The organism is Methylomagnum ishizawai (assembly GCF_019670005.1).
Lineage (GTDB): Bacteria > Pseudomonadota > Gammaproteobacteria > Methylococcales > Methylococcaceae > Methylomagnum > Methylomagnum ishizawai.
In genome coordinates this window covers 2,704,029-2,719,970 of the sequence record NZ_AP019783.1, presented here as the reverse complement: position 1 = coordinate 2,719,970, position 15,942 = coordinate 2,704,029, and the positions used below count along the sequence as shown (strand labels likewise).

The window sequence follows — 15,942 nt, the reverse complement described above, 5'->3', positions numbered from 1 at the left end:
GCTGCTCTATCGGTTTATGAAAATAATTCCACGATCTCGGCGATGATCGTGTCCGCGTCGGGCAGGAGTTCCCGCTCGATGCCGCGGGCGGCGGCGATGGGCCGGGCGGCCGCGCCGATGCGGGCCAGCCGGCCCTGGTGGCCCGATTCCGCCAAGCACGCGAGGATTTCGGCGCTGACGCCGAACTCGTGGTGCGATTCCTCGATGACGGCGACGATGGGGCGGTCCGCCAAGGCCGCCAGCAGGCCGGCGCGGGGCAGGGGGGCCAATAGCGACGGGGCGATGATTTCCACCGCGAGTTCTTCCTCCTCCGCCAGCCGCCGGGCGGCGTGTTCGACGATGGGCAGCATCCCGCCGAAGGCGATCAAGCTAATATCCGGTTCGGCGGCGCCCCGCCGCAGCGTGGGGAACAGGCCGCTCCCCAGGTCGGCCGGGTCGGCGGGCAATTCGGTGTAATCCTGGGGGTTTTGGGCTTCCCCATACAGAAGCTTGTGTTCGAGGAACAGGGTCGGATTGGGCCAGCGGGTGGCCGCGTCCGCCAATAGCTGGCCGGCGTTGTGCCGGTGGCTGGGATAGACCACGGTCAGGCCGGGTACCGAGACGAACAGGTTTTCCGGGCTTTGGCTGTGGGTGGGACCGTAGCCGCGCCGACCGCCGCAAGGCGTGCGGAGTATCAAGGGCACGTCCACGCTTGGGAACATGCCGGGGAATTTCACGGCGTGGTTGTAGATTTGATCCAGGCACAGGCTGAGGAAGTCCGCGAACATGATTTCCACGATGGGCCTCAGCCCCGCCAGCGCCAACCCGATGCCCGCGCCGGTGATGCCGGCCTCGCTGATCGGGGTCGAGATCACCCGGTCCGGGAAGTCGGTGGAGAGTCCCGCCGTGACCTTGAAGGCGCCGCCGTAGGGATCGTGCAAATCCTCGCCCAGCAGGAGGATATCTCCGTGCGCCGCGAGCAGTTGGCGCAAGGCTTGGTTGAGCGAGGCGCGCACATTGGGGGCCGTGGCGGGCAGGACGGGGGCGGAAACCGCCGGGATGGGCCGGAAGACAGGGCTGGACTCCGGTTGGAAGCGGGCTTCGGGAGAGTCCAGGGCCGCGGCTTCGACTTCCCGCAGGAACGCCGCATTGCGGGCTTCGATGGCGGCGCGTTCCGCCGCGGCCAGCCGGCGGCCCAGATGTTGCAAGGGATCACGTTCGGCGATGTGGCGTTTTTCCGCGTCGCTGCGCAAGTCGTCGCCCTTGCTGTGCGGTCCCAGCCGCCGGGTTTCGATGACGAGCAGGGCCGGATGCCGCAGCCCGCGCAGTTCGGCGATGATTGCGTCGGCCTGCCGCATGAAGTCGGGCGCGGCATCGTCGAGTTCGTAGGTCTTCAAACCGAACGCCGCGCCGCGTGCTGTGATGTCGCCGCCGAGCGTGTGCGCGGTGGGGGTGGTTTGGGCGATGCGGTTGTTCTCAACCACGAACAGCGCCGGAGCCTTCCAAATGGAAGCGAGGTTGAAGCTTTCGTAGAGGAGCCCTTCGCCCAAGGTGCCGTCGCCGATCATAATGGCGACGAGGCCCGGGCTGTCCCGCCGTTGGCGCGCGAACGCGAGCCCCGTGCCGATGCCCGTCATCCCGGCCTGTACGCCGTTGCTATGGAAATGACGATAGGCGATGTGTTGGCTGCCGCCATAGCCGCCGCAGACGCCGTCCCGCCGCCCCATGATCTCGGCGATCAGCCCCAGCGCGTCCCCGGAATAGCTGAGGAAATGGCCATGGTTGCGGTGATTCGAAAGCACCGCGTCTTGGGGGTGGTTGAGCGCCCGCACCACGGACATCTGGCACAGTTCTTGGCCGATACAGGTGTGCGTGGTCCCGGACAGCAGGCCACGTCCGAACAGGTCGAGGATGAGCCGCTCCGTGCCGCGGATGAGATCGCCGTAGGCATACAGGCTGGCGTCGTCCATGCCGATCACGGGTTTGCCATGGCGGTCTAGGGAAAAGCCGGGAATACTGATCCGCATAATGGGGGAATAAGGTTTTTAATACTCAATCGGGCGGGGAGGGCGAGCGGTAGGGTTTAAGGATTCAAGTGAGTTTTGATTCCACGAAGGCAACCAATGAGCCGACCGTTTCGAAAATCGAGGCGCTGATTTCGTCGTCGTCCACGGAGATTCCAAATTCTTCTTCGATGGCGGTCAGCACGGAGACCACGGCCATCGAATCGAACTCCGGCACATTACATAATAACAATGTGGAATTATTGAAATTTATACCGCGATCACCAAGCTGCAATACATGATCAAGTATTCTAATGATTTTCTGTTCGAGCACGGGAGGGATTCCGTTATTATGGAGGGTAACTGTGGTTGGTTGACGGGGTAGGAGGGTGATGGGTATTGAACACCCTCGCGTAGGGGGCGGTGACACTGCCATGGCGTGGCTGGCGCGCTATGCTAATATGCTAGCATACAACAAATCGCATAGACGAGGGAGGTTGGAAAGAGAAGGTGGCTTTAGTTGCGGACAATCGTTTTTGCGGAGGAGGTCGTTGCGGTAGAAAGCGTGCAAGCGTTGATTGTTGATGAGGGTGACGCGGGGGGCAAGGGGAATCGCTAGCGATTAAAAAAGCGCCCTTTCGTTATGTCCACTCAAGTTGATTAGTGATGAGTAGCCAATGACAAATTTAATCCATGATTTGGCGAGCGCCGCGGCGCTCGCGAACCCCGGAGCGGTGGCGCTCCGGGATGGCGGACGAGAGTGCAGCTTTGCGGATTTACGTAAAGAAATCGAGGTTTCCGCCAACTTGATGCTTGGATTGGGGTTGGAGCGTACCGATAGGGTGGCGATCTACCTCGAAAAACGTCTTGAAACCGTGGTCGCCATGTTCGGCGCGGCGGCGGCGGGCGGTGTTTTCGTCCCGGTGAATCCGCTGCTGAAGCCCGAGCAGGTCGGCCATATCCTGTCGGATTGCTGCGCCAGGATCCTGGTGACCTCGCCCGAAAGATGGGATTTGATCGCGGACACTGTATCCAAATGCCGCGACTTGCGTGCCGTCGTTCTGACAGGGGATCGGCCCCTGCCCGAGGTCGTGGGGCTGCGCATGGCGAGCTGGTCCGAGCGGCTGGGTGCCGTGGCGCGTCCGGCCCACCGGGTGATCGACCAGGACATGGCCGCGATCCTCTACACCTCGGGCAGTACCGGCAGGCCCAAGGGCGTGGTGCTGTCGCACCGCAATCTGGTCGCCGGGGCCGACAGCGTCGCCGAGTATCTCGGAAATACGGCGGAGGACCGCATCTTGGCGGTTTTGCCGCTCTCGTTCGATTATGGGCTGTCGCAGCTGACCACGGCCTTCCGCGTCGGTGCTTGCGCCGTGCTGATGAACTACCTGCTGCCGCGCGATGTGATACGTATGGTTGCCCGCGAGCGCATCACGGGCTTGGCGGCGGTGCCGCCCCTGTGGGTGCAATTGGCGCAATTGGATTGGCCGGAAGGCACCGACCAACACCTGCGCTATATCACGAACTCCGGCGGGCATATGCCCAAGCCGACCCTGGACGCGCTCAGGGGCAAACTGCCGAAGACCAAGCCCTATCTGATGTACGGCTTGACCGAAGCCTTCCGCTCCACCTACCTGCCGCCCGAGGAGGTGGACCGGCGTCCCGATTCCATGGGCAAGGCGATTCCCAACGCCGAAATCATGGTGGTGCGGGAGGACGGCACGCCTTGTATGCCCGGCGAGCCTGGCGAATTGGTGCACCGTGGCATCCATGTGGCCCTGGGCTATTGGAACGATCCCGAGAAGACCGCCGAGCGCTACAAACCCGCGCCGGGGCAACTGCCGGGCCTCCCCTTGCCGGAAATGGCGGTCTGGTCCGGCGATACGGTGCGCAAGGACGAAGAAGGCTTTCTCTATTTCATCGGTCGCCGCGACGAGATGATCAAGACCTCGGGCTACCGCATCAGCCCGACCGAGATCGAGGAGGTCGCCTATTCCGCCGGGGCGGTGACGGAAACCGCCGCGGTGGGTGTCGCCCATCCCGTGCTGGGGCAGGCCGTCGTGCTGGTGACTTTCGCCGTGGATAATGGCGAAGCGGCGAGCGGCAGGGTGTTGGAGGCGTGCAAGCGCCAACTGCCCGCCTTCATGGTGCCGGCCAGGATCGTCGCCAGGACGGAACCCTTGCCGCGCAATCCCAACGGGAAGATCGACCGCAAGCGCCTCGCCACCGAACTGGGCGCTATGTTCGAGGAGGCGGGGCCATGAACGAAGCGATCCGGTATACCCATCCCATTTTGTTCCCAGTACGGGACAATTGCTTGACCCTCGGCGGAACCCCCTTGTCCCGCTTGGTCGAGCGCGTCGGCTATACGCCCTTCTACGCCTACGACCGGGGGTTGATCACCCAGCGGGTGGGCGAGCTACGGGCCGCCTTGCCCGCCGATATCCATCTGCACTACGCCATCAAGGCCAATCCCATGCCCGCCGTGGTCCAGCACCTGGCCGGTTTGATCGACGGTTTCGACGTGGCCTCGGCGGGCGAAATGAAGACCGCGCTGGATACGCCGATGGCCCCGGATAAAATCAGTTTCGCCGGTCCCGGCAAGACCGAGCGCGAACTGTGGCAGGCCACCGCCGCCGGCATCGTCATCAACCTGGAATCCGGGCGCGAACTGGATATCCTGGCGCATGCGGGGCGGGAGTTGGGCCTGCGCCCCAAGGTCGCGGTGCGGGTGAATCCCGATTTCGAGCTGAAATCCTCCGGCATGAAAATGGGCGGCGGTCCCAAACCATTCGGCGTGGACGCCGAGCGGGTGCCGGAACTGCTGGCCCGTATGGCCGGGCTTCCGGTCGATTTCTATGGGTTCCATATTTTCTCGGGCTCGCAGAATCTCAAGGCCGAATCGATCATGGAGGCCCAGCGCAACACCCTCGAATTGGCGCGGCGGCTCGCGGCCAGCGCTCCCGGCCCGGTCCGCTTGTTGAACCTGGGCGGCGGTTTCGGGATTCCCTATTTCCCAGGGGAGAAACCGCTGGACTTGGGGGCGGTGGGCGGATATCTGGCCAGCCTGATGCCTGCGGCCCGCCGCGATTTCCCGAAGGCCGAGTTCGTGATCGAACTGGGCCGCTATCTGGTGGGCGAGGCCGGGGTGTATGTCGCGCGGGTGTTGGACCGCAAGGAATCGCGGGGCCAGGTGTTCCTGGTGGTCGATGGCGGTTTGCATCACCACCTGTCGGCCTCCGGCAATTTCGGCCAGGTGATCCGCAAGAACTATCCGGTCCTGGTCGGCAACCGGGTCGCCGCCGTGGCTGCGGGGTCGGCCTCGGTGGTCGGGCCGCTTTGCACCCCGCTGGACCTGTTGGCGGATAGGATGCCGCTGGGCCATGCCAATGTCGGCGACCTGGTGGTCATCCTCCAATCCGGGGCCTATGGCTTCACTTCCAGTCCCATGGCGTTCCTGGGCCATCCTCCGGCCCTCGAAGTCTTGGTCTAGTCCTTTTTTCCACTTCAATATGAACGATAACGATCTTTTCGTGGCCGCCCGGACCCACATCCCAGGCGGCGTCAATTCCCCCGTCCGCGCCTTCAAGAGCGTCGGCGGCACCCCGGTTTTCGTCGAACGGGCCGAGGGGCCTTATCTCCATGGCGCGGATGGGCGGCGCTATATCGACTATGTCGGTTCCTGGGGACCGATGGTATTGGGCCATGCCCACCCGGAAGTCCTCGCGGCGGTCCACGCGGCGGTGGACCGGGGCTTGAGCTACGGTGCGCCCACGGCCATCGAGACCGAGATGGCGGAAACCCTGTGCGGCTTCGTGCCTTCCATGGATTTGGTGCGGATGGTGAGTTCCGGCACCGAGGCCACCATGAGCGCCATCCGTTTGGCGCGGGGTTTCACCGGGCGCGACCAGATCGTCAAGTTCGAGGGTTGCTACCACGGGCATTCGGATTCGCTGCTGGTCAAGGCCGGTTCCGGTGCCTTGACCCTGGGCGTGCCGAGTTCGCCGGGCGTGCCCGCCGCCCTGGCCGAACATACCCTGACCCTGGCCTATAACGACGCCGGGGCCGTGCGGGAGGCATTCGCCCGCCGCGGGGATGACATCGCCTGCGTCATCGTCGAGCCGGTGGCCGGCAACATGAATTGCGTGCCGCCGCTGCCGGGCTTCCTGGAAACCCTGCGCGAGGTGTGCGACGCCCACGGCGCGGTGTTGATCTTCGACGAGGTGATGACCGGCTTCCGGGTGGCCTTGGGCGGGGCGCAGGCGCTGTACGGCGTCCGCCCCGACCTGACCACGCTGGGCAAGGTGATCGGTGGCGGGATGCCGGTCGGTGCCTTCGGCGGGCGGCGCGATATCATGGAACATCTGGCCCCCTTGGGTCCGGTCTATCAGGCGGGCACCTTGTCCGGCAACCCGGTGGCGATGGCGGCGGGGCTCGCCACCTTGCGCTTGCTGGCGCGGCCCGGCTTTTTCGAGGATTTGGCCGCCAGCACCCGGAGCCTGACCGATGGCTTGCGGGCGCGGGCGGAGCGGGCGGGCGTCCCCTTCGCCACCCAGGCGGTCGGCGGCATGTTCGGCCTGTTCTTCACCGGGGCGGGCAGCGTGCCCAGCTTCGCCGGGGTGATGGCCTGCGACCAGCCGCGCTTCAACCGCTTCTTCCATGCCATGTTGGAGCGGGGCGTCTACCTCGCGCCTTCCGCCTTCGAGGCCGGTTTCGTGTCCGCCGCCCACGACGACGCCGTCATCCAGGCCACCCTCGACGCCGCCGAACAGGTGTTCGCCACGCTTTGAACCTCCCCGAACTCTACGGCTGGATCGCCCAGCATCCCCAACTCGCCGGGTTCGCGGTCTTTCTGACCGCGCTGGCCGAGTCGCTGGCGGTGGTCGGGTTGTTGGTGCCGGGCGTGGCGATGATGTTCACGGCGGGTGCCTTGGTCGGGGCGGGGGCCCTGGAGTTCGCGCCGGTCTGCGCCTATGCGGTGGCCGGGGCCATCGTCGGCGATGGGCTGAGCTTCTGGCTGGGGCGGCATTACCGCGATAGGTTGCTGTGGGTCTGGCCGTTCTCGCGCCATCCCGGCATGGTCGAGCGCGGTATGGCGTTCTTCCGCCGCCATGGCGGCGGCAGCGTGCTGTTCGGGCGCTTCGTGGGACCGGTCCGGGCGGTGATCCCCCTGGTGGCGGGCATGATGGACATGCCGGGGCGGCGTTTCCTGGCCGTCAATATCGCCTCGGCCCTGCTGTGGGCACCGGCCTATCTGCTGCCGGGGATGGCCTTCGGGGCGTCCATGGAATTGGCGGCGCGGATCACCGAGCGCCTCGTCGCCCTGGCCCTCGCCCTGTTGGCGGCGCTATGGTCCACGGCTTGGTTGGCCAAACGCCTGTACGGTTATTGCCAGCCCCGCGCCCATGGGCTGGTCCTCGCCTTGTTCGATTCCGGCCGTGGCCATCCTTGGCTGGGCCGCTTGACCATTCCCCTCGTCGATCCCAGCCGCCGCGATTATCCGGGGCTGGCGCTGTGGGCGGTCCTGCTCGGCGGGGTCGCCCTTGCGCTGTGCGGGTGGGTGCCGCCCGGTTCGTTGCCGGTGTTCCTGCGGGCTTGGCGCAATCCCTGGGCCGATTATGCCTTGACCGTCTGCGCCGGCTTGGGCGGCGCGCCCGCCTTGTCGGCCTTGGGATTGGGCGTGGGCGCGATCTTATGGTTCGCGGGGTGCCGTTCCGCCGCCGGGCATTGGCTGGCTGGATTGGGGTTCGCGGTCGGCTTGGGTTGGGTTTGCCGTGCCCTGTTCGCAGCGCCGGCGCTGGACGCGGAGACCCTGGGTGCCGTGGTGGCGTATGGCTTCCTGGCGGTCCTGTTGGCGGAACGGGCCGGGTCCGGCTGGCGCTGGCCGGTCTATCCGGCGGCGGCTTTGTTGATCGTCGCGGTGGCGTTCGCCCGGCTCTATGCCGGGACCGGGGACGCGCTGGCGGTGGGGTTCGGGTTGGCGTTGGGCGCGGTTTGGCTGGCGGTGTTGGGGGTGGCCTATCGGCGGCATCGCGGCCCGGTGCCGCCGCCCGCCGGGTTTTCCTGGCGGGTGGCCTTGGTCCTGGCCGCGATCTTGGCGGGCTTGTGGCATGGCCATTCCCTCGCCGAATTCACCCGGCCCGCGGCCTGGACGGCGGTGGACGCCGCCGAGTGGCTGGCATGGCGTTGGCGGGATTTGCCGTCCCACCGGGCGCGGATTTTCGGGCGTCCCGACCAGCCCCTGGCTGTGCAATGGGCCGCGCCCTTGGCGGATATCCGCGCCGAACTGGTCCGGGACGGCTGGCGCGGGGCGCGGTCCTGGGCGCCGGGCACGGCCTTGGGGGTATTGAATCCCGACGCCGATATCGCCGCCCTGCCGGTCCTGCCGCATTTCAACCAGGCCGAGGTGGATGCCTTGCGGATGGTCAAGCCGGTTTCCGGGGGGCGTTGGCTGATCGTGCGGTTCTGGCCCAGTGGCCGGGACGCGCGGGGCGTGCCGATCTGGCTGGGGGGGGTGGCTTTCCTGGAGGCGCGGGCTTGGTTCGGGCTGTTGCGGTTCGCGGAGGAGCGGCCCGGTGGGAACGACGCGCCGGCCTTGTTCGAGGCCGGATTGCGTATCCGCCCTGGGGGCGCGGTCCGGGTGGAGGCGGCGGGGCGGAGCGTCGTCCTGGTCCCGCCTTGAAGCCCCGCTCAGGATTCGGCGGGTTCGGCCCCGTCCTCGAACCCGGCCTGGACCCAGCCGCTCAGGAAGAACGCCCGGCAAAGCCCGATATAGGGTTCTTCGGGCCAGCGGCGGCGGGCTTCGGCCTGGGCGTCTTGCAGGTCCGAAGCCGGGTTCGCCTGGCGGTAGGCCTGGCCTTCTTGGAGGCTGAGGTAGAGGATGTCGGCAATCATGGTTTTCCTCGCCGCCCACGTGGGTGGGCTTGCTATCCGGATTCCAATCGCCAGTCTATGCCGGGAATCCATGGCCCGAACGTGAATATTACCCATTTTTCCGGTGATTTTTACCCACGGGGAAGCCTCCGCGGGTGGATGCCACCGCCGGTCCTGGAACCCCGGCCCGGCTTGGTAGAATAGCCGTCCGAATCCCGCCCATCTCCCGTAGCCCGCCGATCCATAGCCATGGCGTCCAAAACCCCTAGAAAACCGCCCGCGCCCGAGGGGGCCGGCGCGTCGCCGCCCGCCGCCGCCAACCCGCCGCCCAAGCTGAGATTGGGCTGCGCGCCCTTGATCGTCGGGGTGGGCCTGGTCGCGATCCTGGGCAAGTTCCTGCCCCACGAGGCCCGGCGGACCCCGGCGGCGCCGCCCGCCGCCGCGCCCCGCGAATCCCGGGCCGAGGCCAAGCCCGCCCGTCCCGAGCCGCGCCTGCAGAAGCCGGTCCCGCCGAAAACCGCCGAAGCGCCGCGCAAGCCCGACGCCTCGCCCAAGCCTGGTTCCGCCCCCGCCAAGACCCAGCCCGCCGCCCCGGAACACCCCGTGGTGGTGAACAGCCCGTGGAACGGGTCGGTGCGGCAGGTCGAGCGCTACCTCAAGAACAGCCTGTACGACGCGGCCTCGTTCGAGGCCATCGAATGGAGCCCGGTGGTCGAGACCAAGAAGGGCTACCAGGTGCGGTGCAAGTACCGCTCCAAGAACGTGCTGGGCGTCTATGTCACCCAGAGCAAGACCTTCTTCCTGGACCGGGGCGGGGAGGTCTACGCCGTCAAGGAATGAACGCCGGGAATGGGCCTCAGGGCGCCCTGGACAGGTATTTGATGGCGATCTGGTAGGTGAAGGGCTTGATGATGTAGCGGTTGTTGACCAGTTGGGTGACCCGCCCCTTGATCGTCGCGTTGGCCTTGGCCGGTTGGGTCAGGTTGGCCTTGAGCCGGATCGGCTTGTAGGAGAAGCGCAGGAATTCATAGCCCACGTTCTCGGCGGCGAGTTGCCGGCCTTTTTTCAGGTTCCTGGCGATCAGCCACTGGGTCATGTTGGCCTTGGTTTGATCCAGGCCTTGCGTGTCCAGCGACCAGCCCAGCTTGTCGCGCCGCACCAGGGCGCTGAGGTTGCCGCTGTAGGTCTGGCCGGCGGCGGTGTCGAAGCCCGCGCAGGCGAAGCCCGCGTTCAGGTTGTCCACCAGGGTCAGGACGCAGTTGCCGTCCCCCTTCGCCTTGTGGCCGCCGTAGCCCTTGATGGTGAAATGGGTTTTCAGGCTGGCGCTCCAGGTGCCGGTGACGCCGTTGAGTTGCGCGGCCCGCGCCGGCCAGGCGCAGAAGAACAGGGCGAGCGCTAGGATGGCGATGGCCGTGGGCCTCGCCGGGGTCGGGACGGTCATGGGGTTTTTCTCCTAGGGGGTCCGAAAATCTCGTGGCGGGCGCTACAAATCCCCGTCTTCCAGATAGTAATCCCGCAGGGTCATATAGCGGCCTTCCCGCACGTCCAGCAGGGTCAGTCCGTAGTTCTCCTTGGGCGTGTCTTGGCGGTGGAGCAGGAAAGCCCCGGTATCCAGGCAAACATGGGACAGCGCCGTACGCACCCCGAGCCCCACGGTATGGCCGCAGAAGGTCTGGGACAACTCGGGCACCTTGGCCGGGAAGCCGTGGTGGCGGCGGTTCGCGCCCATGAACTGGCGCGACCAGCGCAGGGCCGGGTAATCCGCCTGGACCGGGCTGTAGTCGGGCAGGGCGTCGATATCGGCGTCGGACCAGACTTCCGGTTTCTGCTCGCGGCTGCGGGGGGCGACCAGTTCGGCGTGGACCACGTTGTAGCGGTTGCCGCCCTCGCCCACCACCAGGATTTGCGGCAGGGCGATCACCAGTTCCAACAACTCGCGCAGGGGCTGCACCGGACGCCAGCGCGAATCGCATTCGTGCAGCGCCCAATTGCCGCCGTTGACCAGGAAGCTCAGGCCGGTGTCGTCGTAGGGATCGGCGGACGAGCCGTCCTTCAGCCAGGGCGCGAAGAAATTCAACATCAATTGCTCGTGGTTGCCCATGACCGCGTGGAACCAGGGCGCTTTCAGCAGCGACAGGCAATCCAGCGAATAGGGGCCGCGGTCCACCAAATCGCCCACCGAGATGAGGCGGTCCACGCCGCGGTCGAATTTCACCAGCAACAGCAGGCGGTCCAGTTCCTTGCGGCAGCCGTGCAGGTCGCCGACCACGAAATCCCGCCCGGCCCGGTTGGCGGGCAGCCGCTTGACCAGCCGGATGCCGTTGTTCCTGCGAAATGTGGCCTCTTCCAGGTTCATGGCGGTGTTGCTCGTGGTCCTTGGGCGCTGTCCGGGGTGGGGGCGGAAGGTGGGTGGGATGGACTTTCCCCCGCAAGTGTATTGCATGGCCGGGGTAGGGCCAATAGCCAAGTTGTGAGACGGGGCGGCGGTCAGACAGCGGGGCTGCCCTGTCCGTTCCATATGGGCCGGGGTATTTTTTGGGGCGTGGCGGCTATAATGCCCAGCCCGCCCCGGAACGGCGGTTTTCCCTGGCAAGTTAGGAGTGGAATACGCGGGCATGACGGACAAAGTGGGCGTCCCGCCGATCAAGTCGCAAGGCATCAAAACCAAGCTGGTGCCCTGGATCAAGGCCGTGGTGCCCGCCGTCGGCGCGGGCACCTGGATCGAGCCTTTCCTGGGCACGGGGGCGGTGGCTTTCAATATCGCCCCGCGCCGGGCGCTGCTCTGCGATAGCAATCCCCATCTCATCCGCTTCTACGCCGGTATCGCCCAGGGCGGGATCACCCCGGAACGGGTCGGGGCGTATCTGGCGCGGGAAGGGGCGTTATTGGCGGCGCGGGGCGAGGAACATTATTATCGGGTCCGCGATAGGTTCAATACGGGGTTTTCGCCCCTGGATTTCCTATTCCTCAACCGGGCCGGCTTCAACGGCATGGTCCGCTTCAATCGCAAAGGGGGTTATAACACCCCGTTCTGCCGGAAACCCCAACGTTTCGCCCCGGCCTATATCACCAAGATCGTCAACCAAGTGGCCTGGGTTTCCCGGATCATCCAGGCCAACCAATACCAATTCCGCTGCCAGGATTTCACCGCCACCCTGGCCCAGGCCGGTTCCGGGGATATCGTCTATTGCGACCCGCCCTATATCGATAGGCATGGCGATTATTACAACGGTTGGGATGCGGCCTTGGAATACCGGCTATTCGAGCGGTTGGCGGATTATGGTGGCCGGTTCATCCTGTCCACGTGGCAGCGCAACGATTACCGCGAGAATGGGTATATGGCAACCCTTTGGTCGCGCTACCGGGTGTTGACCCGCCGCCATTTCTACCATGTGGGCGGGAGGCAAGAAAACCGCAATCCGGTGACGGAAGCCCTGGTGCTGAATTTCGCGCCGGATAACCAAGTGATCGCCCTGCCGGAGCCGGAGCGGATTTTCCGGGAGGGCGGTTCAAAGCCGTTGCTTCCGCCCGATCCTTCCATCCCGCTGCACGAGGATTAAAACCATGCCGCCGTCGCAACCCCAGGTTTCCGCGCCGATTTCCGTGCTGATGTACCATCAGGTCGGACGGTTCGCCAATCCCAAGCAACATCGCTCTTGTTACTGCGAGGTCGATAGTTTCCGGCGGCAGATGGCTCTGCTCAGTTTGCTGGGCTACCGGGTGATTAGCCTCGAACAAGCCCGCGCCGCCGTGTTCGATCAGCAGCCCCGATCCCGCCCTGCCGTGGTGCTGACTTTCGACGATGGCTACCGGAATTTCGCCGAATACGCCTATCCCATCCTGCGGGAATATGGGCATCCCGCCACCTTGTTCGCGGTGTCGGGATTATTGGGCCAACCGGCCCGCTGGCTCGCCAATGGCGGCGTGGACGCGCCTTTGCTGTCGGGGGCGGAACTGCGGGAACTCCGGGCCGGTGGTATCGAGATCGGCTCGCACAGCGTCAGCCATCCGCGCCTGGGCCGGCTCGACCCCGCCGCCTATCGCGCCGAAATCGCCGATAGCAAGGCCGCGCTGGAAGACCTCCTGGGCACGGCGGTCGAGTCCTTCGCCTACCCCTACGGCGACTACACCCCGGAAGTCCGCGATGCCGTGGCCGGGGCGGGCTACCGGGTGGCGGTGACGTGCAGCCGGGGCGCGGCCCGGACCGCTCCCCATCCTTTGGAAATCCCCCGTAAAGCCATCGCCTGGGGCGATGATTTGCTGGGCTTTTTCTGGAAACTACGCTTCAAAAACCGGCGCAAGGAGCGCTATGCCTGAAAAATATTGTTCCCTGCATGTGTTGGGGAGCCGCCAATTCGGCGGCGCGGATCAATTCTATGTGCGGTTGGTGAACGCCCTGGCCGGGGCCGGACAGCCGGTGGTGGCGGTCAACCGCCGCGATAGCCCGGTGGCCTTGGAACTGGCGCAAGGGCCGGTCGAGCAAATCCATCTGCCGCTGGCCAATCAATGGGATGTGTGGTCGGTCTGGCGCATCCGGTGCTTGGCCGAAGCCCGGCGGCCCTGCGTGGTGCAGACCTATATGGGCCGGGCCACGCGCCTGACCCGGTTGCCCAGGCACGCGCCCGCCGTGCATATCGCCCGCTTGGGTGGCTATTACAAGCTCGATGGCTACTACCACCACGCCCATGCCTGGGTCGGCAATACCCAGGGTGTGTGCGACCATCTGGTCCGGGGCGGGATGCCCGCCGACCGGGTCTATCGAATCGGCAATTTCGTGCCCGAACCGGTGGTGTTGGCCCCCGCCGAGCGGGAGGCGCTGCGGCGCGGCCATGGCGTGCCCGAAGGGGCGTGGGCCTTGTTGGCCGTGGGGCGCTTCATCGATATCAAGGGCTTCGACGATTTGCTCAAGGCCGTGGCGCGGCTGCCGGGGGAAATCGCGGGGCGGCCCTGGGTCTTGCTGCTGGTGGGCGATGGGCCGTTGGCCGCGGATTTGCGCCAGCTGGCGGAGGATTTGGGCGTGGCGGGGCGGGTGCTATGGCTGGGTTGGCGCAATCCGGTGGCGGTGTTCTATGCGCTGGCCGATGTGTTCGTGTGCCCGTCGCGGCATGAAGCCTTGGGCAATGTCATCCTGGAGGCTTGGAGCCATGGCCTGCCGGTGGTCAGCACCCATACGCCCGCCGCCTTGGAATTGATCGAACCGGGCCGGAACGGGCTGTCCTGCCCCTGCGCCGATCCCGAAGCCCTGGCCGGGCAAATCCGGGACGTGCTGGCGGCCCCGGACGGGGACCGGCAAGGATTGGGCGAGGCGGGGAGGGAAGTAGTGGCGCGGCGCTTCAGCCGCGAGGCGGTGCTGGGGGCGTATCTGGAATTGTATGGCCGCTTGTTGGCGGAACGCGGCATCGCGGGCTGATGCACCGCCCGCTTGGGGTCCGAAGCTTGCTTTGGAACGCCCGTTTCCTGCCGCGTCGATATCACAATGAACACAGGGGGCAACGATGGGGGCGATCCTCGGACTCAAAGGCTTTACCCGCGGCGATTTGGACGGTTTTTTCGGGCTGTTCATCGACAACCTACTGCAACTCATGCTGATCGCGGTGCTGTGCCGGGGGGTGTGCGGTTTCCCGGATGAATTGCTGGTCGGGCGCATCCTGCCGGGCGCGGGGCTTTCCATCCTGTTCGGCAATTTGTTCTATGCCTGGCAGGCCCGGCGGCTCATGGCGCGGACGGGCCGCGACGATGTGACCGCCTTGCCCTATGGCATTAACACGGTCAGCCTGTTCGCCTTCGTGTTCCTGGTGATGGGGCCGGTGTACCGGGAAACCGGCGATGCCCAACTGGCGTGGCGGGTGGGCTTATTCGCCTGTTTGTTCAACGCCCTGATGGAAATCGCCGGGGCGTTCTGCGGCGATTGGCTGCGCCGCCACACGCCCCGCGCCGCCTTGCTCTCGACCCTGGCCGGGATCGCCCTGGGCTTCATCGCCATGGGTTTCGTGTTCCAGTTGTTCGCCGCGCCCGCGCTGGGGCTGGTGCCGATGATGCTGATCCTGACCAGCTATGGTTCCGGGCTGCGGCCACCGTCCGGGTTGCCGGGCGGCTTGGCGGCGATGGTGCTGGGCAGCGGGCTGGCCTGGGCCGGGCGCTGGCTGGGTTGGCTGGATTTCCAGCCCATGGCCGATACGCCCGCCCTGGGTTTTTATCCGCCGCTGCCGGTGCCGGGCGAGGCCCTGGCCTTATTGGCGAGTCCCAAGGCTTGGTCCTATCTGGCGGTGATCGTGCCCATGGGTTTGTTCAACCTGATCGGCTCCCTGCAAAACCTGGAAAGCGCCGAGGCGGCGGGCGACCGCTACGAAACCCGGCCTTCTTTGCTGGCGAATGGCTTGGGGAGCTTGGTCGCGGCGCTGTTCGGCAGCGCCTTCCCCACCACGATTTACATTGGCCATCCGGGTTGGAAAGCCATGGGGGCGCGGGCGGCTTATTCGGCCTTGAACGGCTGGGTCATCGCCTTGCTGTGCATGGTCGGGGCTTATGCTTGGCTGCTCAAGCTCGTGCCCTTGGAAGCGGCCCTGGGCATCTTGCTGTGGATCGGCATCGTCATCACCGCGCAGGCGTTCCAGGCCGTGCCGCCCGCCCATGCCTTGGCGGTGAGCCTGGGCTTGGTGCCGGCGCTGGCGGCCTGGGGTTTGTTGTTGGTCGAGACGGCCTTGCGGGCGGGGGGGTCGAGCCTGTACGCCGCCGCGCCCAGGTTCGGCCAGGATTTATACATCCATGGCCTGATCGCCCTGAGCCAGGGGTTCATGCTGACCTCGATGGTGCTGGCCGCCGTGCTGGCGCATCTCGCCGAACGCGATTTCCTCAAGGCGGCGGTGTGGACCTTCGCGGCGGCGGGTTTGGCCTGGTTCGGTTTGATCCACGCCTACACCTTGACGCCCTCGGGAGTGGCGAACCATTTCGGTTTCGGGGCCGCGCCGGCCTTCGCCTATGGCTATGCGCTGAGCGGGGGGGTGTTGCTGGGGTTCCATTGGCGGTATCGGGAGCGGGCTGGGTAGGGCGCTTTTGGGCGGGGCGTTAGTCTCGTCCTGGGGGCGGG

14 protein-coding genes are annotated in these 15,942 nt (G+C 66.0%); 9 read left to right on the top strand and 5 right to left on the bottom strand.

Translation table 11 applies throughout. The features are described 5' to 3' along the window. Positions 1-14: 14 nt before the first annotated feature. Together K5658_RS12265 and K5658_RS12260 are read right to left on the bottom strand one after the other, a co-directional pair. On the bottom strand, positions 15-2,006 hold the full coding sequence (locus tag K5658_RS12265) for a dehydrogenase E1 component subunit alpha/beta (RefSeq protein WP_221063420.1): 1,992 nt from the start codon (positions 2,004-2,006) through the stop codon (positions 15-17). A 64-nt stretch (positions 2,007-2,070) separates the two neighbouring features. Next, positions 2,071-2,316 carry an acyl carrier protein gene (locus K5658_RS12260; protein WP_246628435.1) on the bottom strand — a complete coding sequence of 82 codons (246 nt, stop codon included), beginning with the start codon at positions 2,314-2,316 and terminating at the stop codon, positions 2,071-2,073. A 343-nt stretch (positions 2,317-2,659) separates the two neighbouring features. Here K5658_RS12260 and K5658_RS12255 point away from each other — a divergent pair, with 343 nt between their 5' ends. From K5658_RS12255 to K5658_RS12240, 4 genes are read left to right on the top strand one after another with little or no spacing between them, the layout of a single operon-like run. Continuing rightward, entirely contained in the window at positions 2,660-4,246 is a 1,587-nt protein-coding gene (locus tag K5658_RS12255; RefSeq protein ID WP_221063418.1) for an acyl-CoA ligase (AMP-forming), exosortase A system-associated, read from the top strand. Beyond that, positions 4,243-5,475 carry a pyridoxal-dependent decarboxylase, exosortase A system-associated gene (locus K5658_RS12250; RefSeq protein WP_221063417.1) on the top strand — a complete coding sequence of 411 codons (1,233 nt, stop codon included), beginning with the start codon at positions 4,243-4,245 and terminating at the stop codon, positions 5,473-5,475. The genes K5658_RS12255 and K5658_RS12250 overlap by 4 nt, the downstream gene beginning before the upstream one ends. Before the next feature lie 19 nt (positions 5,476-5,494). Then, complete coding sequence (hemL, locus tag K5658_RS12245; RefSeq protein WP_221063416.1) at positions 5,495-6,772, top strand: glutamate-1-semialdehyde 2,1-aminomutase; 1,278 nt, start codon at positions 5,495-5,497, stop codon at positions 6,770-6,772. Continuing rightward, on the top strand, positions 6,769-8,664 hold the full coding sequence (locus K5658_RS12240) for a VTT domain-containing protein (protein ID WP_221063415.1): 1,896 nt from the start codon (positions 6,769-6,771) through the stop codon (positions 8,662-8,664). Before hemL ends, K5658_RS12240 begins: the two co-directional genes overlap by 4 nt. Positions 8,665-8,672: 8 nt before the next feature. Here K5658_RS12240 and K5658_RS12235 read toward each other — a convergent pair whose 3' ends face one another. Next, on the bottom strand, positions 8,673-8,876 hold the full coding sequence (locus K5658_RS12235; RefSeq protein WP_221063414.1) for a hypothetical protein: 204 nt from the start codon (positions 8,874-8,876) through the stop codon (positions 8,673-8,675). A gap of 228 nt (positions 8,877-9,104) precedes the next feature. Here K5658_RS12235 and K5658_RS12230 point away from each other — a divergent pair, with 228 nt between their 5' ends. Continuing rightward, on the top strand, positions 9,105-9,695 hold the full coding sequence (locus tag K5658_RS12230) for a hypothetical protein (RefSeq protein WP_221063413.1): 591 nt from the start codon (positions 9,105-9,107) through the stop codon (positions 9,693-9,695). A gap of 16 nt (positions 9,696-9,711) precedes the next feature. On the opposite strand, the gene K5658_RS12225 is transcribed toward K5658_RS12230, so the two are convergent. Both K5658_RS12225 and K5658_RS12220 read right to left on the bottom strand, forming a co-directional pair. Further along, on the bottom strand, positions 9,712-10,296 hold the full coding sequence (locus tag K5658_RS12225) for a hypothetical protein (RefSeq protein WP_221063412.1): 585 nt from the start codon (positions 10,294-10,296) through the stop codon (positions 9,712-9,714). A gap of 42 nt (positions 10,297-10,338) precedes the next feature. Further along, the gene (locus K5658_RS12220) at positions 10,339-11,211 is read right to left on the bottom strand and encodes a metallophosphoesterase (RefSeq protein WP_221063411.1); all 873 of its coding nucleotides are present in this window, start codon (positions 11,209-11,211) and stop codon (positions 10,339-10,341) included. A 259-nt stretch (positions 11,212-11,470) separates the two neighbouring features. Between K5658_RS12220 and K5658_RS12215 the strand changes: the two genes are divergently transcribed. The 4 genes from K5658_RS12215 to K5658_RS12200 all read left to right on the top strand — a co-directional run bounded on the left by K5658_RS12215 (position 11,471) and on the right by K5658_RS12200 (position 15,901). After that, positions 11,471-12,415 carry a DNA adenine methylase gene (locus K5658_RS12215; RefSeq protein WP_221063410.1) on the top strand — a complete coding sequence of 315 codons (945 nt, stop codon included), beginning with the start codon at positions 11,471-11,473 and terminating at the stop codon, positions 12,413-12,415. 4 nt (positions 12,416-12,419) lie between these two features. Further along, complete coding sequence (locus K5658_RS12210; protein ID WP_221063409.1) at positions 12,420-13,172, top strand: polysaccharide deacetylase family protein; 753 nt, start codon at positions 12,420-12,422, stop codon at positions 13,170-13,172. Continuing rightward, on the top strand, positions 13,165-14,265 hold the full coding sequence (locus K5658_RS12205) for a glycosyltransferase (protein ID WP_221063408.1): 1,101 nt from the start codon (positions 13,165-13,167) through the stop codon (positions 14,263-14,265). The genes K5658_RS12210 and K5658_RS12205 overlap by 8 nt, the downstream gene beginning before the upstream one ends. An 85-nt stretch (positions 14,266-14,350) precedes the next feature. Next, positions 14,351-15,901, top strand: coding sequence for an NCS2 family permease (locus K5658_RS12200; RefSeq protein WP_221063407.1), 1,551 nt, complete (start codon positions 14,351-14,353; stop codon positions 15,899-15,901). The last annotated feature ends 41 nt before the right edge of the window (positions 15,902-15,942 follow it).